The organism is Avibacterium sp. 21-586, from assembly GCF_026226775.1.
Taxonomy (GTDB): domain Bacteria; phylum Pseudomonadota; class Gammaproteobacteria; order Enterobacterales; family Pasteurellaceae; genus Avibacterium.
In genome coordinates this window covers 311411-332179 of record NZ_JAKKOD010000001.1, presented here as the reverse complement: position 1 = coordinate 332179, position 20769 = coordinate 311411, and the positions used below count along the sequence as shown (strand labels likewise).

General features: G+C 38.6%; 17 protein-coding genes. 5 read left to right on the top strand and 12 right to left on the bottom strand.

Going from position 1 to position 20769, the window contains the following annotated elements:
• Nucleotides 1-214 precede the first annotated feature (214 nt).
• Complete coding sequence (locus L5B71_RS01555; protein ID WP_265756569.1) at nucleotides 215-3220, bottom strand: chondroitinase family polysaccharide lyase; 3006 nt, start codon at nucleotides 3218-3220, stop codon at nucleotides 215-217.
• 10 nt (nucleotides 3221-3230) lie between these two features.
• On the bottom strand, nucleotides 3231-4295 hold the full coding sequence (locus tag L5B71_RS01550) for a porin (RefSeq protein WP_265756568.1): 1065 nt from the start codon (nucleotides 4293-4295) through the stop codon (nucleotides 3231-3233).
• A gap of 288 nt (nucleotides 4296-4583) precedes the next feature.
• Here L5B71_RS01550 and L5B71_RS01545 point away from each other — a divergent pair, with 288 nt between their 5' ends.
• From L5B71_RS01545 to treC, 4 genes are all read left to right on the top strand, one after another.
• Nucleotides 4584-5387, top strand: coding sequence for a sulfite exporter TauE/SafE family protein (locus tag L5B71_RS01545; protein WP_265756567.1), 804 nt, complete (start codon nucleotides 4584-4586; stop codon nucleotides 5385-5387).
• Between the two features lie 21 nt (nucleotides 5388-5408).
• Entirely contained in the window at nucleotides 5409-5963 is a 555-nt protein-coding gene (locus L5B71_RS01540; protein ID WP_265756565.1) for a Crp/Fnr family transcriptional regulator, read from the top strand.
• 268 nt (nucleotides 5964-6231) lie between these two features.
• Nucleotides 6232-7650 (top strand): PTS trehalose transporter subunit IIBC, encoded by a 1419-nt coding sequence (gene treB, locus L5B71_RS01535; RefSeq protein WP_265756564.1) that lies wholly within the window; start codon nucleotides 6232-6234, stop codon nucleotides 7648-7650.
• Between the two features lie 9 nt (nucleotides 7651-7659).
• Nucleotides 7660-9351 carry an alpha,alpha-phosphotrehalase gene (gene treC, locus L5B71_RS01530; RefSeq protein WP_265756563.1) on the top strand — a complete coding sequence of 564 codons (1692 nt, stop codon included), beginning with the start codon at nucleotides 7660-7662 and terminating at the stop codon, nucleotides 9349-9351.
• Nucleotides 9352-9410: 59 nt separating this feature from the next.
• On the opposite strand, the gene metX is transcribed toward treC, so the two are convergent.
• On the bottom strand, nucleotides 9411-10487 hold the full coding sequence (gene metX / locus L5B71_RS01525) for a homoserine O-acetyltransferase MetX (protein WP_265756562.1): 1077 nt from the start codon (nucleotides 10485-10487) through the stop codon (nucleotides 9411-9413).
• A 187-nt stretch (nucleotides 10488-10674) separates the two neighbouring features.
• Here metX and L5B71_RS01520 point away from each other — a divergent pair, with 187 nt between their 5' ends.
• The gene (locus L5B71_RS01520; RefSeq protein ID WP_265756560.1) at nucleotides 10675-11373 is read left to right on the top strand and encodes a SanA/YdcF family protein; all 699 of its coding nucleotides are present in this window, start codon (nucleotides 10675-10677) and stop codon (nucleotides 11371-11373) included.
• Here the strand turns inward: L5B71_RS01520 and cra are convergent.
• From cra to prmC, 9 genes are all read right to left on the bottom strand, one after another.
• Entirely contained in the window at nucleotides 11370-12362 is a 993-nt protein-coding gene (cra, locus tag L5B71_RS01515; RefSeq protein WP_265756559.1) for a catabolite repressor/activator, read from the bottom strand. The genes L5B71_RS01520 and cra overlap by 4 nt on opposite strands.
• Nucleotides 12363-12543: 181 nt before the next feature.
• Nucleotides 12544-13629: a 3-deoxy-7-phosphoheptulonate synthase AroG gene (aroG, locus tag L5B71_RS01510; protein WP_268741535.1), complete on the bottom strand. Its 1086-nt coding sequence runs from the start codon at nucleotides 13627-13629 to the stop codon at nucleotides 12544-12546.
• 134 nt (nucleotides 13630-13763) lie between these two features.
• Nucleotides 13764-15017, bottom strand: coding sequence for a lipoprotein-releasing ABC transporter permease subunit LolE (lolE, locus tag L5B71_RS01505; RefSeq protein WP_265756557.1), 1254 nt, complete (start codon nucleotides 15015-15017; stop codon nucleotides 13764-13766).
• Complete coding sequence (gene lolD / locus L5B71_RS01500; RefSeq protein ID WP_265756556.1) at nucleotides 15018-15707, bottom strand: lipoprotein-releasing ABC transporter ATP-binding protein LolD; 690 nt, start codon at nucleotides 15705-15707, stop codon at nucleotides 15018-15020.
• Between the two features lie 73 nt (nucleotides 15708-15780).
• Nucleotides 15781-16971: a lipoprotein-releasing ABC transporter permease subunit gene (locus L5B71_RS01495; protein ID WP_265756555.1), complete on the bottom strand. Its 1191-nt coding sequence runs from the start codon at nucleotides 16969-16971 to the stop codon at nucleotides 15781-15783.
• A 70-nt stretch (nucleotides 16972-17041) separates the two neighbouring features.
• On the bottom strand, nucleotides 17042-17983 hold the full coding sequence (locus L5B71_RS01490) for a 2-hydroxyacid dehydrogenase (RefSeq protein ID WP_265756554.1): 942 nt from the start codon (nucleotides 17981-17983) through the stop codon (nucleotides 17042-17044).
• A gap of 82 nt (nucleotides 17984-18065) precedes the next feature.
• Nucleotides 18066-18920, bottom strand: coding sequence for a 3-deoxy-8-phosphooctulonate synthase (kdsA, locus tag L5B71_RS01485; RefSeq protein ID WP_265756553.1), 855 nt, complete (start codon nucleotides 18918-18920; stop codon nucleotides 18066-18068).
• Nucleotides 18921-18932: 12 nt separating this feature from the next.
• Nucleotides 18933-19742, bottom strand: a complete 810-nt coding sequence (locus L5B71_RS01480) for a SirB1 family protein (protein WP_265756552.1) — start codon at nucleotides 19740-19742, stop codon at nucleotides 18933-18935.
• Between the two features lie 13 nt (nucleotides 19743-19755).
• Nucleotides 19756-20652 (bottom strand): peptide chain release factor N(5)-glutamine methyltransferase, encoded by an 897-nt coding sequence (prmC, locus tag L5B71_RS01475; protein WP_265756551.1) that lies wholly within the window; start codon nucleotides 20650-20652, stop codon nucleotides 19756-19758.
• Nucleotides 20653-20769 lie beyond the last annotated feature (117 nt).

Genomic DNA, 20769 nt, shown 5'->3' with positions numbered 1-20769 from the left:
GATTGCATAACAAAACAATAAATTATACACTGATGCCCACTCTCTAATGCTATCTTAGAATTCTCATTTTTTAATCGCTTTTCTATCGATTAGGATAAAGTAATAATCAATACATTTGTTACTAAGGATTACGACATTGTTATTAGGGAATGGGAAAATGGGTAAAAAATACCGCACGTTAAAGTGCGGTATTTTTTTCGTGAGTTTTTAGTTGCTATTTCACAGCCACCAATCTCACTTTACAAGGAATTGCATTTGTAGTTTGGGTCGAAACCAAAGTAGTCTCACCTTTCACTTCAATCTTAGCACACTGACTCGCTTGTTCCAGTTGCCACTTACCTTTTACCGTTAAAGTAGAATGTTGCTCTTGCGAGGCTGATTCTCGCCAGTTACGAGAATAAATACTGACTTCAACTTGTTTACCGTCTTTGACTTGATCTGACTCGGTACCTTGGTAAAACGCTAAGTCTGGATTAGCAATAGACAACTCAAGATGATGTTTATCTGATTGAGCCATAGCCATAAGAGGTTGATCAGCCCCTAATACTAGACCTCCGACATTTTTTTGCTCTGCTTCAAAATAAGCATAGCCCTCTTGTCCTGTGCGGTTATCACGTACAGCATGCAATTTATTGCTATGGGATAGCTTTTGATAAGCTGGCGCTTCATCGGCTTTCGGTGCAATAAGTACTGCATATTCATATTGCCCATTTTCAGGTGCTTTGCCATGCTCTAACACAGCAGTCGCAAATTTCCCTTTAGTTGGCTTGTCATTACGATCATCAACAGATTCTTGTTCCTGATAACGCAGCGTTAATTTTTGTCCAGCGGCAATATAATAACGATTACCTGTCGGATCAGCTAAAATAGCAGGGCTTTCTAATTCCTCTACTGTGCCTAAAGTAGCGACTTCTTTTCCATTCACAAGCATTGGCTTCAAATCCGCTACATTATGTTGGAATAAAGTTGTCTCCGTTTGATGTTCCTTATCATCATTACGAATATCCGATCCTAAGGCAATAACTTGGTTATCAAAAAGAAAATAGGATTTTCTTGCAAAGAAAGATTCTTGCTGATATTTGCTATGCCCTCGCAATTTCATTGCATACATACTGTTATTATTCAGATCTGTTCCGCCAGCATAAGTCTCTGTAGAAAGCAACATTTCTTCTAGCCCTGCGGCTGGAAGTTGTCCTAATTTTGCTCTAAGCTCAGAGTATGGTAAATGAATGGTGGTCGTTCCAGGGAAACGATTCCAATCCCAACCATCATAGCGATAACCTCGATCTTGAAAATGCTCAGGGATAATTTCTAATGCACCATAAGACATATAACGTCCGTACAGATTGTTTTTTTCGTAGGATTCATTGCCGACCAAATAACGGCTAAAACCACGCGCGATGGCAAGCCAAGATAATTTTGGATCAGCTTGATGGCGACGTTGCACGACCATTGAAGCATAATTCATCGTCCATGCCCCTGTTGGTTCTGCAGCAGCAGGTACACCTTCAAATTCCGCTTTATGTTCTAATGCAGCGTAAATACCCGCAAAAGTGCGGTTAATTTTTTGCGAATGTTTCTCATCACCAGCTAAAGCAAACCATTTAAACGGTGAAGATGCAATAGTAAATTTACCTGTTGGGTGGCGTCCACTGATAGCGATTGGAATGTTGCTATCTTTACTGTACACCCACATTTTATATAGCACATCATCAAGCCGTGCTTTTGCAGCATGACTGAGTGCATAAGGCGATCCACTAATCGCATAAACCACAGGTGAAAGTCCTGCAAAAGCATCTTTGCCGTAAGCGGTATAATGTTGCGAATGGTGGAAAATTGAGCCGTCTGGTTTAAAACCACCTGCCACACCTTCAGATTGCATTACAGTGGTACTTAACCAATGAGAAAACTGTTTAAGCAAACCTGCACGTTGATTCTCATCTGGTAGTAATAAAATACTTTTCAACATCCATTGTAATTGGGTATTTAAAATATCTACATTAGCTTCCACAATACTGTTATCAGGCTCAAAAATGCGTCCCATACCGCTAAACCAACTCATTGCACCTTGAGCCTGTTCAAGTAAACCTTGTTGGGCAAGTAAATCACGCATTAAGAACCATGAATCAAAAATTTCACGATTTTGATAGCCCATGTGGGTAACAATTTGGATACTGCTACCACGCACAAATCCTTGATCAAATAAATAGCGTGTAGCAAGCAAAAATTTATTTTCTAGCTGTTGACTTTGCTCGGTATTTAGTTCTCCTGTACGTAATGCCCTAGCTGTTTCAAGCATTGCCTTACCTAATTCACGCATAGACACTGATTTCAACAAAAATGCTTGATCTTGTTTACTGAAAACTTGATCATTTTTCATAAATTTTTGTCTAGCGGGAAAATCCAACATTGCCCCTTGAATCGCCCCATCTTTTTCATTAATGTTGAAAGGCTCATATTTTTTTAAAATAGCAGCAAAATCTACTGCGTTTTTCTTATTCGGAAAAACATTTAAAACCTCTTCAAAACGCTGATAAATGCTATTAATTTGTGAAGATGCTTGAAATTTCAAATTAAAATTAAAATGCGAATAGGATTTGCTTAGCAATTGATCATATTTCAACAAACCATTCCAGTTTTTATTCACCGCCGTACTGGCTGTCGGGTTTACAAAATTAGCTTGGTAATCAGGGATAGGATGACGATTATCCAGTGGTACATTAAATAAAAGCTGATCTAAATAAAGTGAGCCTGCTTGGTTAGGTGCTTGGATCACCAATTTATCTAAGCGTGTAACCTCTTCACCTTGCATATCACGAAACGGTACAGCAATGCCCCGCCACCCTACAAAATCTAAATTGATGTTAAACGATTTTTTCACCTGACCATTTTGTTCAAAAGTAAACGCTAGTGGTTCTTTTAACGCTTTATCGTTATAAAACCAGAGCATAAACGTTTGTGGTAAAATGTCATCATTTTGTGAAAAATCTAAATTTTGCGCAAAAACCAACCGCCCTTTTGGCTCAAACTGCCAGTGCAGGGCTTGCTTACCATCTTTATAATGCAAAGCACTTAGCTCCGCTTTCCCATTGGTTACCGTTAAATAAGATGGTGGTTGTGCACCTTCAAAAAAATCCCACGCATAATTCGCTGCATTTGCACTGCCTGCAATTACGCAGGCAGCCAAAATGCTTATCTTTGGAAATAAGCTCACTTTCATAGGTTCTCCCTTAGAATAAGAAACGGAAACCAGTGTAATATTGGTTTACATATTTATTATGTTGATTAACATTACTAATGTTACGATCGCGTCCAAATTCAATAAAGGTAATTAAGTTTTTGATTGGGCGATAATCAAGCCCTAAGGTGTAACCGTGGTTCACATTTTCACCACGTTTTTCATAACGGAATTGGCTATAACCAGCAAATTTTGGAGTGATGAAATATCTTGCTGCAAGAAAATGTCTTTTTTCTTTCACCGCATGGTGATTAAGATAAGTTGCTCTTTGTAGATCTTTTAATTCACCATAATTATAAGCAATTTCTAAATCACGGTATTTGAGTTCACCAGCTACACGCCAAGCAGAGCGATTTACACCGTTTTCAATCCAAGATCGAGATATACCTGTACTATCTGGCGCAGAAAATTGATAACTATCATAATTATCATGTGTATAACCTGCTCTAAAACGTAAACGCCAGTCATCATTCAGTTTATTTGCATAGAACAAAGCAAGCCCGTAACCATTTTTTAAATGTTTAGGTGAATTATTAACCCCTTTTTCAGCTGAGCCAAACAAATAGTCCGCACCGAATTGGAAACCGTCTAATTCTACAGAACGGAAGTGAACACCTTTATTCGCCTCCGCAGTAAGTGGGTTGCGTCCGCTACCTCCTAACTGCCAATCACCTAACATAATAGCATCCCCATTGGTAGGCAAACGTCCTAAATATAAACGACCGACAGATTTGTGTTCTACACCAAGATAAAGTTGAGCTGTACGAGGATCACCAAAACCAGAATAATTATTACCACTCGCATCTTTGCCATTAAAAATAATTCTTGTTTTACCAATTAACTTCCACGCTTGATCTATGTCTTGCGTAAAAATAAATTCTACACGTGAACCACGATCTCGCAAATCTGTTCGCTGTCCTTCCGTATAAGCAAGCATTGGTCTAAATTGTCCATTTATTTGTACACTAGTACCATCTTGTTGATAAATTTGTAATGCACTTGCTGTACTAGTTACCGCCAAAAGAGAAAGGGAGAGAAGAGAAAGTGATTTTTTCATATAACAATAATCCTTATCATTTATTGTAAAAATACACCTCAAATTCAAGTTAAGTAATTTGAGCCATTTCTATGTTCAATCTGGTTATAAATAGTACAAATAACTAGAACTGAGCATATAAGCTCATAATAGAAAAATATTTTTACTCCTCAAAGTATAAAATCACAAAAACAAGATCTAGATCACAAAAATAATGAAACGATGTTTTGATAATCAATTTTATGATATTGATCATAAGTATTATTCCTCTTAATTATTCATAATAAAAGAAAAATCATAGGAGTTCTCATGACATTTTCTTTAATTATTATTCTGATTTTATGTGGAATATTCATCAATTTGATGTCTGCGATTTTTGGTATTGGTGGCGGGGTATTAATGGTGCCTATTTTACATACTCTCTTCCCATATATGCCTATCCAAATGATCTCTGCAACTTCACTTACTATTGTCATGGGATCAGCACTGATTAATTTGTTTTATTTCTATAAATTAGAAATTCATATTAATAAGAAAAAATTATTACTCTGGTCATTAAGTATGATTATTGGGGTACAACTTGGCTTCCATCTCAGTTTTGAAGTATCTGATGATATAATTATTGGCATTTTTGTAATTACTCTCACTGCGCTCGCCATTAAAACTTGGCTACAGCAAAACATTTATAAAAAACATCAAATACAGAAAAATGATAATCTTCGTGGTAGCCTTTTCTGTTTCTTCGGTGGAGGAATTGCGGGTATCACTGGTATCGGCGGTGGTTCTATTATGTCACCATTGATTAGCCAACTGCCCAGCATAAACATAAAAAATCTTGCAGTCTATACCAATTATATGATGGTACTTGGTAGCATTGGTAATCTTTATGGCTATCTTTCTAAAGAACCACAGATATTGATTCCGCACGCTTTACAAATAGGCTATGTAAGTTTTTCTATCGTATTAATTGTTGTAATAAGCTCGTTTTTTACAAGCTTCTTAAGTATGAGAATTCGAGGTATTCTCCGAGAACAAACTGCGCGTAAGTTATTAGGCATAATCTTACTGTTTATAGCCTGCTATATGCTAATATTGAGATGTATCCAAGGTTAAATTAAGGATTAAGGATTAAAAATGAAGATAGTGGAAACAATTCAGCTAAAAAATTGCCAGTGTAACCACCTAACTACAATTGAAAAAGGTGTACAGATCTATCATCAAGGAGAAATCGCACAATCTTTTTATTTTATACAAAATGGGCTGATCGGTTTATATCACACACTTGAAAATGGTAAAGAAAGCCTAGTGAGAATTTATAAAACGGGAGATTATTTTGGTTTTCGAACACTGTTTGGTGATAAAAAATATCACTGCACGGCAAAGGTGTTAATGCAAGCAGATATCGTTAAAATTACGCCACAAAATCTGGATTTATTCTTTTTAGAAAATCCAAAGACAATCCATTTATTCTTCCAAATTTTGTCGACGGAATTACGAGATGCGGAAGATCGTCTTGCCAAAATTGCCTATCTTAAAAGCCTTGATCGAGTTATTCATAGCATTTATTTTCTAAAAGAAAATTTTCCAGAATATCACTGGACACACCGCGAGATTGCTGAATATGCAGGCTGTGAAACAGAAACAGCTATCCGCATTACTCGAAGTTTACGCAATAAAAATTTGCTATAACACACAAAAATAGTAGCTTCCCGCTACTATTTTTAGACTAGATAAAATTGATCTTATATTGATCTGATACGGTTCCAGATTTTAAGTAATTTTCAATCTCATTTTAAATGAAAATTTTTCTTTCATCTTATCCTAATTTTAACTCTATCTAAAATCACTCTTTTATTTTAATCTGTGATTTAGATCACATACTGGGAACGTTCCCATTGATAAAAAAATAAAAACACGTAAGATACCCACGAACATTTTTTAGACGAAAGGAAAAATTATGGCAAAGAAAATTAATGCTCAATATATCACCCAATTAATCCAGTTAATTGGTGGAAAAGAAAATATTGCAACAGCAAGCCATTGTATTACGCGTTTGCGTTTTGTGTTAAATCAACCTGAAATTGCCGATGTGAAAGGCATTGAAGCCTTGCCAATGGTGAAAGGTTGCTTTACCAATGCAGGGCAATTTCAGGTGGTGATTGGGCCTGAAGTGGATCTTTATTACCAAGAATTAGTGAAACAAACGCAAATTTCTGAAGCGAATAAAGAACAAGCGAAAGTGGCAGCACGCCAAAATATGAAATGGTATGAACAACTTATCTCGCATTTTGCCGAGATTTTCATTCCGCTTCTCCCCGCCTTAATTAGTGGTGGTTTGATTTTAGGTTTCCGCAATGTGATTGGGGATATTCCAATGTTTGACGGCAAAACCTTGGTACAAACCCACCCTATGTGGGCGACAATCCATTCTTTCCTATGGTTAATTGGTGAGGCGATTTTCTTCTATTTGCCAGTGGGAATTTGTTGGTCCACAGTGAAAAAAATGGGTGGTTCGCCAATTTTGGGGATTGTACTTGGGGTAACGCTCGTTTCACCACAATTAATGAATTCTTATGATCTGGGTTCTAAAATTCCTGAAATGTGGGATTTCGGCTGGTTCAGCATTGATAAAGTGGGCTATCAAGCACAGGTAATCCCATCTATCTTGGCCGGTCTTGCTTTAGGTTGGATCGAAACCCGTTTACGCCGCATTGTGCCTGCCTCATTAAATTTAGTGATCGTGCCAGTCACCTCATTAATTATCGCCGTGTTCCTTGCCCATTCTATTATCGGGCCGATTGGTCGTGAAATTGGTAATGGCGTGGCTTATGTGGTGCGTGCAGGATTAACTGGCAGCTTCGCCCCGATTGGCGCAACCTTATTTGGCTTCCTTTATGCCCCATTGGTGATCACCGGCGTGCATCAAACCACCCTTGCGATTGATATGCAAATGATCCAAAACATTGGTGGTACGCCTGTTTGGCCGATGATCGCGCTTTCTAACATCGCGCAAGCTTCTGCTGTGTTAGCCATTGTGATTGTGAGCAAAAAAGCCAATGAGCGTGAAATTTCCGTGCCTGCAACCATTTCCGCTTATCTTGGTGTAACCGAGCCTGCGATGTATGGAATCAACTTGAAATACCGCTTCCCGATGCTTTGTGCAATGATTGGTTCTGCCTTTGCTGGCTTAATCTGCGGCTTAAATGGCGTGTTGGCAAACAGTATCGGTGTGGGTGGTTTACCAGGTATTCTTTCCATTCAATTACCATTCTGGGGCGTCTTTGCCTTAGCGATGGTGATTGCCGTGGTTGTGCCATTGATTTTAACAATGATCGTGTATAAACGCCGTGCAGCAAATGGCACGCTTCCAGAATAAGGGTGAAAAATGACAGAAAAAAACACCGCACTTTCGCCTGTGCAATCTGGTCCGCAATGGTGGAAAAATGGGGTAATTTACCAGATTTATCCGAAAAGTTTCCAAGATACCACCGGCAACGGCATTGGCGATTTGCAAGGCATAATTCAGCGTTTAGATTATCTGCAAAAACTAGGCGTAGATGCCATTTGGATCACGCCAATTTATGTGTCGCCACAGGTGGATAATGGCTATGATGTAGCCGATTATTGTGCTATTGATCCTACTTACGGCAAAATGCAAGATTTTGAACAGCTGGTTGAGCAAGCGCATCAGCGCAATATCCGTATTATTATGGATATGGTGTTTAACCACACCTCAACGGATCATCAATGGTTCAAAGCGGCACAAGATCCGCAAAGCCCTTATCATCAATTTTATATTTGGCGCGGTGATGATGCCACGACGCCACCGAATAATTGGCGTTCTAAATTTGGCGGCAATGCGTGGAAATGGAATGAGCGCGTTGGCAAACATTATTTGCACCTTTTCGCCACGGAACAAGCAGATCTAAATTGGGAAAATCCACAAGTGCGGTCAGAATTACAAAAAATTTGCCATTTCTGGGCTGACAAAGGTGTGGACGGCTTGCGCTTAGATGTGATCAATCTGGTTTCTAAAAACCAAGATTTTCCTAATGATAATCAAGGTGATGGTCGCCGTTTCTATACCGATGGCCCACGCATTCACGAATTTATGCAAGAATTAAGCCGTGAAGTGTTCCAACCGCGCAACCTGATGACGGTAGGTGAGATGTCCTCCACGAGCCTTGAACATTGTCAGCAATATGCCAACAATCAAGGCTCAGAATTATCAATGACCTTTAATTTCCATCATCTAAAAGTGGATTATCCAAATGGCGAAAAATGGACGCACGCCAAGCCAGATTTTGTGGAGTTAAAGCAAATTTTTAATTATTGGCAGCAAGGAATGCACGGCAAAGCGTGGAATGCGCTCTTTTGGTGCAATCACGATCAGCCACGTATTGTTTCCCGTTTTGGTGATGAAGGAAAATGGCATCAACAGTCTGCCAAAATGCTCGCAATGGTGCTGCACGGAATGGAAGGCACGCCTTATATTTATCAAGGCGAAGAAATCGGAATGACTAATCCAAATTTCACCGAAATCAGCCAATATCGTGATGTGGAAAGCCTAAATATGTTCGCCGAACTGCGTGAACAGGGAATGGACGAAACGCTATTGATGAAAATTTTGGCACAAAAATCACGCGATAACAGCCGCACGCCAATGCAATGGAACAACAGCAGCTACTGCGGTTTTAGCCACGTTGAGCCTTGGATTGGCGTTGGGCGTGCAGAGATTAATGTGGAACACGCATTGGCAGATGAACAATCGGTCTTTTATACTTATCAACGTCTCATCGCCTTGCGTAAGCAATATCCGATCTTCATCGAAGGAAACTATCAAGATCTCACCCCATCTTCACCTGATGTATGGACTTACCTGCGTGAAAGTGCGGACGAAAAATTGTTAGTTTTAGCCAATTTAACGGGTAAACCACAACAAATTGAACTGCCTGCGAATTTGGTAAATCAGCAATGGACATTGCTCGAAAACAGCCATACCCAAGCCAGCCAACCACAGGTGGCAAATCAACTCGCCCTTGCGCCATTCCAAGGGTTGTATTTCTATCAAAAATAAAACTTGGTAAAAAAACACCGCACTTAAATAAATGGTGCGGTGATTACTAATTTTTTTAACTACTTTGCTAACCCTCTTCTAAGCGGCTTTTCAAAAGCATCATAAGCCACCAAAAATGCATCGTGGCCATAATCAGAAGGAAATTCGTAATACTCTAAATTTATGCCAGCCTGTTCTAACATTGTTTTGCTCTTACGTACATCTACGACCTTAAAAAGTTGATCATTACTCACCCCTACCAATGTGTAACGTGCCTTAATACGAGACAAAGCCTTTAGAGAATCATCATAGCCTAGCGCAGGATCATATAAATCTAATGCGCGTAACAAATGCAAATAACTATTGGCATCAAAGCGATCTAAAAATTTCTGCCCCTGATAGCTTAGATAGGATTCCACTTGGAAATAATCTCCCCAATACTCTCCTTCCACTTTAGTTGCGCGCCCAAAGGCTTTGGCAAGCTGAATATCAGTGCGATAAGTGAGCATTCCTAACATTCGTGCAATAGATAACCCTTGTAAAGGCGGCTCCCCCTCATAATAATCACCATTATTAAAATTAGGATCAGTAATGATCGCTTGGCGCATAACGTGGTTAAAGCCGATAGCTTCCGCACTAAAATAAAGGGAAGAACAGAGATTAACAACATTATCTATAAAATCAGGATAATCAATCGCCCACTGATTTGCTTGCATTCCCCCGAAAGATCCTCCAATAACCCCTTTTAAATGAGGAATTTGAAGATAATCAATTAAGGCTTTTTGTACATTCACAATATCTTGTACTAAAATATGCGGAAACTGGCTACCATAAGGTTTTTGTGTCTGTGGATTAATGGAAGATGGCCCAGTTGTGCCTTTGCAACCACCTAACACATTAGAGCAAATAAAAAAATATTTTGACGTATCTAGCGCAAGACCTTCACCCATAAAATTCTGCCACCAGCCTGATTGGTTGGGATTACTATTATAGGGCTCCGCATCTCCCGTCAATGCGTGGCAGATCAGCACCGCATTACTTTTATCGGCATTCAATATCCCGTAGGTTTGGTAGGCAACATCAATATGCTCAAGTTCTCCACCTAAGGTGAGCTTGAGCGGTATTTTTTTAAAGAGTGTTGCTATTTGTACTGCCATTACCTAGTCCATTATTCCATTGATGCACTCTTGCAAAATGAGGCGACATAAACTATCGTTATCGCTATATCTTGCCAAGCATTTTTAGACGTCTAAACTTCTAGACGTATTGTAGAATAAATTTACTTGAATTTACTAGCGTTTTTTATTATTTTTATGCACAACAAATAAAAAAAATATCAATTTTATGCTGACATCCTTTTTTCGTTACCTTTTTTCTTTTACGTGGCTCAACTATCTACCACGCAAACTCTTACAATATAGTATATTTTGCTTTTCTCTTTGTATTTTTCTTTTAGTATTAATTGATCAAGCCATTGGCTTTTATGTACGCCAAGGAATCTATACCGATATAACTAAATTGCCTTATCGCCCCTATGGTTTAGTATTAGGGACATCAAAATATTTTGCAAAAAATACCCCAAATTTGTTCTATTCTTATCGATTAAATGCGGCAAGTGAGCTATTCAAAGAGCGAAAGGTAGATTATCTACTACTCAGCGGAGATAATCGAACAGTCGAATACAACGAACCCCGCACAATGTTTAAAGATTTGAAAAAAATGGGGGTTCCAGAGGAATTTATGTACCGTGATTATGCTGGATTTCGCACCTTAGATTCAGTAATTCGTGCTGATCAAGTATTTAAAGCTCATTCAGTTACCATAATTACACAGCGTTTTCATTGTGAACGAGCTTTATTCATAGCCAAATATCACAATATTGATGCAATTTGTTTTGTCGCAGAATACCCGAGCGGTTATAACTTTGTGCGATTCCGTGAGTTTTTTGCACGAGTACAGGCTGTATTTGATCTTTTAATCGAAAAAGAACCGCACTTTTTAGGTGAGCCAGAACCTCTCCCGCGCCCTCCATTTTCTAATTAGCAATGATAAACTAAATCACGTAATACTTTATCTGATATTTTGACGTTTTCTAATTCAGATTTATGATTGAGTCGCTCTAATACTAAACATAACAATTTATCTGCAACTTTATTGTGATCCTGTACTGCACATAGTGTTTTATTAGCTAATAATTCTAGCATTTCGTGATCACCAAAAGTAGCAATTACTAGTTGTTGTGGAATCCCCTTATTCTGCCTTAACAGCACTTGGAAAATACCCTGTAACAACGTTAAAGAAGTAACAAACAAAGCATCTGGCAATGAATTTGTTACAAGCCATTGTTCAAAGGTTTGTGCCGCAGAATCACGGTGAAATTGTTCGCTATAAAGAAATTCTACCGAATTTTCTGACCGCTCTTTTAACGCTTGACGAAATCCCAATTCACGTTCCTTGCTCGTTGGCAATTCAGGTAATGCACCAAAAAAGAGTACGTTGTTAAAAGATTGCAGTTTAAACAAATCTTGCGCTAAACGATAAGCATCATTCCTATCATCAGATAGCACATTAATCACATTATCCCCATTAATTTTGCGGTCAAAACCAAATACAGGTACTTCACTTTGTTGATAAAATAGATTATCCGCAGGCAAAGATGTGGAGACAACCAGTGCATCAATTTTACGTTGAAAAAGATGCTTGGCACAAACTATTTCATTAGTTGGATTATCATTTGAACACGCAATCAATAGCTGATAACCTTTTTCTCGAAATTTCAGCTCAAGATGGCTAGCTATTCTCGCATAGCTCATATTTTCAAAATCAGGAATAATCAATCCAACCGTATTCGTTTTCCCTACCCTCAACCCAGCCGCCATTGCATTAGGTTTAAAATCATATTTCTTAATTAGCGATTCCACTTTTTCAATGGTTTTATCACTTACTCGATATTGTTTTGCTTTGCCATTTACAACATAACTCACCGTTGTTCTGGAAACGCCTGCAAGTTTAGCTAGCTCATCTAATTTCACATTAACTCCTTTTAATATGCCATTTCAATTTTAAAGTGCGGTGAATTATAACACCAAATTTTTAGTCATTTTTATGCAAAATGTTGCAAAATTTGATCTGCTTCGCAAAAAATCATTTCGCTTGCTGAATATAAAAAAGACCGAATTTTTTCAATTCAGCCTTTTCTTTACCAAAATCAAATTAGCTATTCTGTTTACGACGTGCAGTCACCGCGTTTGAAAGTTGCTCCAGCACCAATTCTGAGTCTTCCCAGCCGATGCAGGCATCGGTGATACTTTGTCCGTAAACTAATTCCTTGCCCTCTACCAGATCTTGTCTGCCTTCCACTAAATGGCTTTCGATCATTACGCCGAAGATTTGGTTTGAGCCCAGTGCAATTTGCTGGCAAACATCTGCACAAACCTCTAATTGTTTTTTGAATTGCTTACTGCTGTTTGCGTGGCTGAAATCCACCATAACGTGCGGAATTCGACCGCTTTTTTCGATACTTTCGCAAACTTCATTAACGTCTTTTCTGGTGTAATTTGGACCTTTATCTCCACCTCGCAAAATGATATGGCAATCAGTATTTCCTGTAGTAGAAACAATGGCAGAATGACCAAACTTTGTCACTGAAAGAAAATAATGTGGTGTCTCAGCTGCACCTATCGCATCAAGGGCTATCCGTACACCACCATTAGTGGCATTTTTAAAGCCTACCGCACAAGATAAACCTGAAGCTAATTCACGGTGAACTTGAGATTCTGTGGTTCTTGCTCCAATTGCCCCCCAGCTCATAAAATCCGCTACATATTGTGGTGTAATCATATCTAAAAATTCGCCAGCGGTTGGTACTTCTAAATTATTTATATCTAACAATAATTTGCGCGCAATGCGTAAACCATCATTTAGCGCATAGCTGTTGTTTAGGTAAGGATCGTTGATTAGTCCTTTCCAACCTACTGTTGTACGCGGTTTTTCAAAATAAACACGCATAATAATTTCTAAGCTGTCTTGATATTTCTCACGCATCAGTTTGATACGTTGCGCATATTCCAGTGCTGATTTTGGATCGTGAATAGAACAAGGTCCGATCACTACAAGCAAACGATCATCTTTACGATGAATGATATTATGCGCTTGTTGACGGGCTCTTTTTACGGTGTTGATCGCCACTTCGCTTGCTGGATATTTTTCAATTAACGCAATGGGTGGTAGCACCTGCTCTACTTTATCAATTCGGGTATCATCGTTAGCAATATAAATGTCATTTTTGCTTTTTTTCATACATCACTCTCTTACATCTCGGTTTGTATTTTATAGTTACTTGCTTATCCGCATTGCGAATACTTAAATTATGTGTCAATCTAACACGCATTTATGTACTAGTAAACTAGTTTAAAAATATTGTTGATAAATTTTTAATGACTGCTTAAAACTTGTGCAGGTTGCAATTTTGCCGCGCGACTTGCAGGGTATAAACTGGCGATCAAACTGAGCACTAATGCCACCACAAAGACCACCGCAATATCTTGCCAATGAAGTTCACTCGGCAAAAAATCCACGAAATACACGCCATCTGAAAGCAGTTTTCTGCCAATTAAAAATTCAATGCCTTTAATTAATTGGGTGAGATTTAATGCCGTTACGCAGCCTAATATCAGGCCGATGACACAGCCTTTCATTCCAGCTTGTAAGCCATACCAAATAAAAATTCGTTTAATAAAGCCATCATTTGCGCCAAGGGTACGCATAATAGCAATATCGCCTTGCTTGTCTTTCACCGCCATAATCAAGGTTGAAATAATATTAAAGCACGCCACGCCAATCACTAGCACCATTGCTAAATACATTACCGTGCGAATAAGCTGAATATCGCGGTACATATAGCCAAATTTACTAATCCAATTTTGCGCGGACAAAAATTGTGGATATTGTTGCAAGGTTGGGTAATCCAGTTGTTGCACGGCAAAAGGGTGTTGCACTTTGAGTTCAATACCTGTAGCTTCATCGGCGGAATAATCCAAGAATTGCTGTGCAGTTGCAAGGGGAATTAAGGCATAACTGTGATCGAGCTGGCCATCAAGACGCAAAATCCCTGTAATCTGAATACGCTCACGCATTGGCTGGGTAAAATTATTTGTACCGTCTGATTGGGAAATCAACAGCGTTACCCAATCCCCTTCTTGCACCGCTAATTCACGCGCAATGCCAGCGCCTAAGACTAATCCCCCTTCACGAGCAAAACGTTGCCAGCCATCATCTAATACAAATTGCCCTAAAGCACTCACTTGATCTTGCTTGTCTGCTTCAATGCCTCTTACTTGCACTACTTTTAACTTCGTGCCATTTTCTACTAAAGCAGTAAAGCTGACAAAAGGGGAATTCGCCACCACGTTAGGATCTTGCTTTAAAAGTGCGGTCAAATTTTGCCAATTTTTTATTGGCGTACTCTCACCCTGTTCAGAATAAGCTAAAATTTCCGCGTGTGGCACAACCGCTAAAATGCGTTTATTGAGCTCACGTTCAAAGCCATTCATCGCACTTAGCCCCACGATCAACACCATCACCCCAAGAGCAATACCAAGGGTAGAAAACATTGATATCAGCGAAACTAAACGGTTTTTCTGCTTACCACGCTGATAACGCCAGCTAATAAAAAAAGGTGCGTTCATCTAGCTTTCTCCATGCAATACACCGTCTTGCATCACCATTCGGCGAGAAAGTTTCTCCGCCAACTGCAAATCGTGCGTTACCAACAAAAAGGCAATTTTTTGCTCTTGGTTTAATTTCAAAATAAGCTCAAAAATACTTTCTGTGGTTTTGCGATCCAAATTCCCAGTGGGTTCATCAGCTAGCACTAAAGCAGGACTATTCACTAAAGCACGGGCAATGGCAACACGCTGACGCTCACCACCAGACAACGCAGAAGGGCGATGCTTAATGCGATGTGCTAAGCCCACCGCTTGCAACATTTTTTCTGCACGATCTTGCGCCTCACTACGATTTTGTTTACCAATCAGCATGGGCATCATTACGTTTTCTAGTGCGGTAAAATCGGCCATTAAATGATGAAATTGATAGACAAATCCCATATATTGATTACGTAATTTGGCTAATTCATTGCTGTTAGCTTGTTGCAAAGACTGCCCTTTAATGAATACTTCACCACTGGTTGGCTGATCTAAACCGCCTAGGGTATGCAATAAAGTGCTTTTGCCTGAGCCTGAGCTACCCACAATGGTAACCAGCTCGCCCTCTTCCATTGAAAAAGTAACATCTTTTAACACTTGTGTTTGGTTTTCCCCTTCTTGGTAAACCTTGGTTAACTTTTGGCAGCTGAGTAAAATTTGCTTCTCTGTCATTCTTTTCTCGTTGTTTTTCTGTTTCGCTTTGTAGTAAAAAATTTCGTAAAAAACCACCGCACTTTGTTACGCATTATTCATAGCGCAAGGCTTCTGCTGGCTCAATTTGTGCCGCACGGTAAGCGGGATAAATCGTTGAGCATAAAGAAAATAATAAGGACACTGCAACAATAATCACAATCTGCGAAAGATTTAATTCTGTCGGCAAACGAATATTTTCTGCACTAAACCACGCCATAATGGAATCTAAATTTAACGTGGTTAGCACGCCAAGCACGGTGCCAATCAAAGTTCCACTAATACCTACCAATAGACCTTGCCAAATAAATAGGCTACGCACTTGCGATTTGTTCAGCCCTTGGGTTTGCAAAATGGCGATTTCCCCTTGTTTATCCACCACCATTAAACTAAGCGACGTGATAATATTTGAGATGGCGACCACAATAATCAGGCTAATCAACAAGCCCATCATATTTTTTTCCATTTTTACCGCTTGGAAAAACTCCCCTTTTTGGCTACGCCAATCGGCTATCTGCCATTCATCTGCACTGAAATAGTTAGGAAGTTCGGTAATATCAAAAGGATCGCGTAAAAATAAGCGATAACCTTGTATTTGCTGTGGGCCAATACGCATCAATCTGCCAATATCGGAAAGGTTGGCAAACACGGCGTTGCTGTCATTTTGCCCCGAGGCAAAATAAATATCACTAATGGTAAATAAGCGTTGCACAGGCACCCGACCAAAAGGTGTGTATTGGCTATTTTCCGTGATCATTAAACGAACTTTATCGCCAATTTGTAAATGTAACTTTTGCGCTAATTGCGATCCCATTACCAATTTAAATTCGCCTGCGGGCAATAATTGCTCAAAAGATTGGGGTTGAAAATGGCTTAATAAAGGATCGTCAGAAAAATGTTGAATACCTATCACTTGCCCAGCACTCACGCCTTGTGGTGCTTGTAAAATCACATTAGTGGTATTAATAGGAATGGCACGTTGCACAAAAGCTGGCATTGTCGGTGTTGGCGCTTCGTGGGATAAATAGCCTGAATTTGGCATAATTATGGCGTGGGGAATGGTGGAAAGCACTTGTTTTTTTTGTTGATTTTCCAAACCATTCATTACCGAAAGCACGATGATTAACGCCATAATGCCCAGCACAATCCCCATCATCGCAAGGTTGGTGACTAATCGCCCAAAGCGATCCGCACTTTTCGCTCGCCAATAACGCAGGGCAATAAATAAAGAAATCGGTAAATTCATCATTATTATTTAAGGGTTGAAATAACAAATTTCCCCTGCATCACAGGGGAAATTTCGTTCGAAAATAAAATTATTTGCCCGTTGCGACAAATTCTTCCATATTTTGTGTTACTTTTTTCACCAAAATTTCCACTGCACCATCAGATGCCCAAGCAACGTGTGGGGTGATGATTAAATTTGGTAAACGGGTTGCCGCTTGGATAAGTGGGTTATCTTTCTCAGGTGGCTCTTTCACTAGCACATCTAACGCGGCAGCTGCGATTGTGCCATTTTCTAAGGCTTCTGCTAAGGCTTTTTCATCCACTAAAGGACCACGCCCTGTATTGATTAAATATGCCGTTGGCTTCATCAATTTTAATGTTTCGGCGTTGATCAAATTGGTGGTTTCAGGCGTTAAAGGGCAATGTAGGGTAACAATGTCCGCTTCTTGCAACACTTGCTCAAAAGGTAAATAGCCCTCACGCACTGTTGTCGCTCCTTTGCGTTCTGCATAAATCACCTTCATTCCTAGCGCTTCGGCTAAACGACCAATTTCTTTACCAAGATTACCTTTGCCCACAACACCTAAGGTTGAACCTTTCACATCGGTGATCGGATAATCAAAATAACAGAATTGTTTGCTCTCTACCCATTTTGCATTAAGCTGATCTTTATACCAATTCATTAAACTATGTTTTAAGGCAAAAATTAGACCTAAAACGTGTTCAGGTACGGTAACAGAAGAATAGCCCGTTACATTTTTCACTGCAATACCTAGCTCTTTTGCTGCAACTAAATCCACATTATTTGTCCCTGTGGCCGTGATCGCAATTAACTTCAAGTTAGGGAGCTGTTTCATTGTTTCACGATCAAACACGACCTTGCTGGTAATCACAATATCCGCATCTTTCGCACGCTCAATAGTTTGCTCAGGCGAAGTGTGCTCATATTCCACCCATTGATGTTCAAAGTTAGGGCGTGGAATGGGAATATGTTTTGGAATGGCTGTGCTATCAAGAAAAACAATTTTCATAAAATGCTCCTTTAATCTTATACATAGAAAAATGCGGTAAAAACTTACCGCACTTTGGTAAGAGAAGTTAGATTGTATCGCATTAATTTGCTGTATCTAATTCCTCAAAAGACTTAACTAGATCATCTACCGCTTTCATTTGGCTTACAAAGGCTTCTAGTTTTGCTAATGGCAACGCGGAAGGACCATCACATTTTGCATTTAATGGATCAGGATGGGCTTCTAAAAATAACCCAGCAAGTCCTACTGCTAAACCAGCTCTTGCCAATTCAGTAACTTGAGCTCGACGACCTCCTGATGCAGCACCAAAAGGATCTCGACATTGTAAAGAATGCGTTACATCAAAAATAACAGGACAACCTTTTGACACATTTTTCATTACGCTAAAACCAAGCATATCGACAACTAAATTATCGTATCCAAAATTACTGCCACGATCACACAAAATTATTTTATCATTACCACATTCTCTAATTTTTTCTACAATGTTCCCAATTTGCCCCGGACTTAAAAACTGTGGCTTTTTAACATTGATCACAGCACCTGTACGCGCCATCGCTTCCACTAAATCAGTTTGACGTGCTAAAAAAGCTGGAAGTTGAATCACATCTACAACTTCAGCAACAGGTTGGCATTGATAAATTTCGTGAACATCGGTAATTACCTTAACGTCAAAGGTATCTTTTAATTCTTGGAAAATTTTCAACCCCTCTTCCATTCCTGGCCCACGGTAAGAGTGGATTGATGAGCGATTCGCTTTATCAAAAGAGGCTTTGAACACATAAGGGACATTCAGTTTCTGTGTTACTTCAACATATTTCTCACACACTGCCATTGCCATATCACGGCTTTCTAACACATTCATTCCACCAAATAGAACAAATGGTTTATCATTAGCCACTTCAATATCAACAATTTTAATACTTTGATTTTTCATAATTCTCTTTTCTTAATGGATGGATTTTTTTTCTTTTTTCTCAACTTCTGCACGTAGTAAGGGTAATTGAACGCGCATTAATTCAGAAAATGGATCATCTGGAATACGCTCAGCAAAATACTCAATATCTTTAATTGCCGCCTCAAAACAGCCTAATTGAATAAGTACTACACCACGATCGCGAATTTCAAAAATAGAATCAGGATACCGCATTAATATATTTTCAATATATTTTAATGCTTGCTGGAAAGCCTCTTTTTTGATTAATGCACTTTTAGCAAGCTGGCTATAGCGCTCTTCTAAATCTTCCTCATCAGCATGCCCTAATTGATGGACACAAAACAGAACATCTTCATTATACAATTCTCTATATAGATTTTCGATATACTCATGCGTTAATTTTTTTCCATTCCAAGGATCGATAAAAATAATCTGTTCATCAAGTTCAACTTGAAAAATAAGATAAGTAGGGATTTTGGCTGGATAAAGTGGCAAATCTAATTTTTCTGCCAAATAAAGAATAATCCCACCAAGTGTAATGGATACGCCACGGTGATTTCTCAAAATATCTGGTAAATTATAATTAGAAAGATGATAATTATTATTATAATCGCCCTGAAAACCCCATTGATTATAAATAAGATCTAATAGTGCCTCGATCTTTTCTTTATCCGTTTCATATTTTCTCAGTTCCTTTTTTGCTTCTTCTAACAATGAAGACATTGTTTTCTCAACATATTCTAAATCTTCACTTTTATCTTCATTAGTTAGACGATAAAAATTGATCATTTCATTATAAATGGCTGTTCTATTTGTAATCATCACTTACTTCCTTTTATGATTTTAACTGTGCCAAAGTAACACGCTCATTTTGATTATAATCCACCAAAGTTTGAATATTATGCCAGAAATTTACATCAAAAAATGACCGCACTTTTTCGCCTTGCGTCCAACCGTGTTCTAATAATATCCAACCTTTAGGCTTTAAATAATTCAATGCATTAACAATGATATAATGTAAATCGGCATAACCTTGTTCTCTTGCAACCAATGCGCTAAGAGGCTCAAATCTCACCCCGCCTAATTGTAGATGAGGATCTTTCTCATCAATATAGGGAGGATTACTCACAATAAGATCAAAGTTTTTTCCTTTCAAACTGCTAAACCAATGGCTTTGTAGAAAATTTACATTCTCTATTTTGTTATATGTTGCATTTTCCTTTGCTAAGCTTACCGCATTATCCACCAAATCTATACCAATAACTGAAAAAGAAAATAAATTTTTAGACATAGATCGCAATTCTTGTGCTAAAGCTAATGCGATTGCACCTGTTCCAGTACCTAAATCAAGTATATCCAAATGGCCAGTAAATGTTTTACAAGTAATTCTTCGATGAATACAATCTAAGGCATTTTCAACTAAACATTCAGTATCAGCTCGAGGGATTAAAGTATCAGTCGACACTTTCAAATTCAAAGACCAAAAAGGTTGTTCACCTAAAATGTAAGCCATTGGCTCACCGTTTATGCGACGTTGTAATAGTTTCTCAAGCTGTGCAAGTTCTTGCGGTGAAAGCAAGGTTTCAGAAAAAGCTAAAGTAAAAGAACGAGAACACCCTGTTACAAATTGTAATAATAGGCTAGCATCCACCTTGGGATTGATGAAAGGATCTGTCTTTTTGTTGCCCGTAAGTTGTGTTTCTGCGAAAGCAAGCCAATCTGCATAATTCATTCAGTTATACTCAATCTCATTGATACCGTAACTTCAAATAAAAAATAAGCTAGACTTTATTATTTGAATGTATTTTTGTGTTGAAGGCTAAAGAAAAAAGAAGGACTGATTTATTAT

What these genes read in the sequence shown, in the direction of transcription:
- L5B71_RS01555 (WP_265756569.1), bottom strand. Translation starts at nt 3,220, where the DNA reads ATGAAAGTGAGCTTATTTCCAAAGATAAGCATTTTGGCTGCCTGCGTA.
- L5B71_RS01550 (WP_265756568.1), bottom strand. Translation starts at nt 4,295, where the DNA reads ATGAAAAAATCACTTTCTCTTCTCTCCCTTTCTCTTTTGGCGGTAACT.
- L5B71_RS01545 (WP_265756567.1), top strand. Translation starts at nt 4,584, where the DNA reads ATGACATTTTCTTTAATTATTATTCTGATTTTATGTGGAATATTCATC.
- L5B71_RS01540 (WP_265756565.1), top strand. Translation starts at nt 5,409, where the DNA reads ATGAAGATAGTGGAAACAATTCAGCTAAAAAATTGCCAGTGTAACCAC.
- treB (WP_265756564.1), top strand. Translation starts at nt 6,232, where the DNA reads ATGGCAAAGAAAATTAATGCTCAATATATCACCCAATTAATCCAGTTA.
- treC (WP_265756563.1), top strand. Translation starts at nt 7,660, where the DNA reads ATGACAGAAAAAAACACCGCACTTTCGCCTGTGCAATCTGGTCCGCAA.
- metX (WP_265756562.1), bottom strand. Translation starts at nt 10,487, where the DNA reads ATGGCAGTACAAATAGCAACACTCTTTAAAAAAATACCGCTCAAGCTC.
- L5B71_RS01520 (WP_265756560.1), top strand. Translation starts at nt 10,675, where the DNA reads ATGCTGACATCCTTTTTTCGTTACCTTTTTTCTTTTACGTGGCTCAAC.
- aroG (WP_268741535.1), bottom strand. Translation starts at nt 13,629, where the DNA reads ATGAAAAAAAGCAAAAATGACATTTATATTGCTAACGATGATACCCGA.
- lolE (WP_265756557.1), bottom strand. Translation starts at nt 15,017, where the DNA reads ATGAACGCACCTTTTTTTATTAGCTGGCGTTATCAGCGTGGTAAGCAG.
- lolD (WP_265756556.1), bottom strand. Translation starts at nt 15,707, where the DNA reads ATGACAGAGAAGCAAATTTTACTCAGCTGCCAAAAGTTAACCAAGGTT.
- L5B71_RS01495 (WP_265756555.1), bottom strand. Translation starts at nt 16,971, where the DNA reads ATGAATTTACCGATTTCTTTATTTATTGCCCTGCGTTATTGGCGAGCG.
- L5B71_RS01490 (WP_265756554.1), bottom strand. Translation starts at nt 17,983, where the DNA reads ATGAAAATTGTTTTTCTTGATAGCACAGCCATTCCAAAACATATTCCC.
- kdsA (WP_265756553.1), bottom strand. Translation starts at nt 18,920, where the DNA reads ATGAAAAATCAAAGTATTAAAATTGTTGATATTGAAGTGGCTAATGAT.
- L5B71_RS01480 (WP_265756552.1), bottom strand. Translation starts at nt 19,742, where the DNA reads ATGATTACAAATAGAACAGCCATTTATAATGAAATGATCAATTTTTAT.
- prmC (WP_265756551.1), bottom strand. Translation starts at nt 20,652, where the DNA reads ATGAATTATGCAGATTGGCTTGCTTTCGCAGAAACACAACTTACGGGC.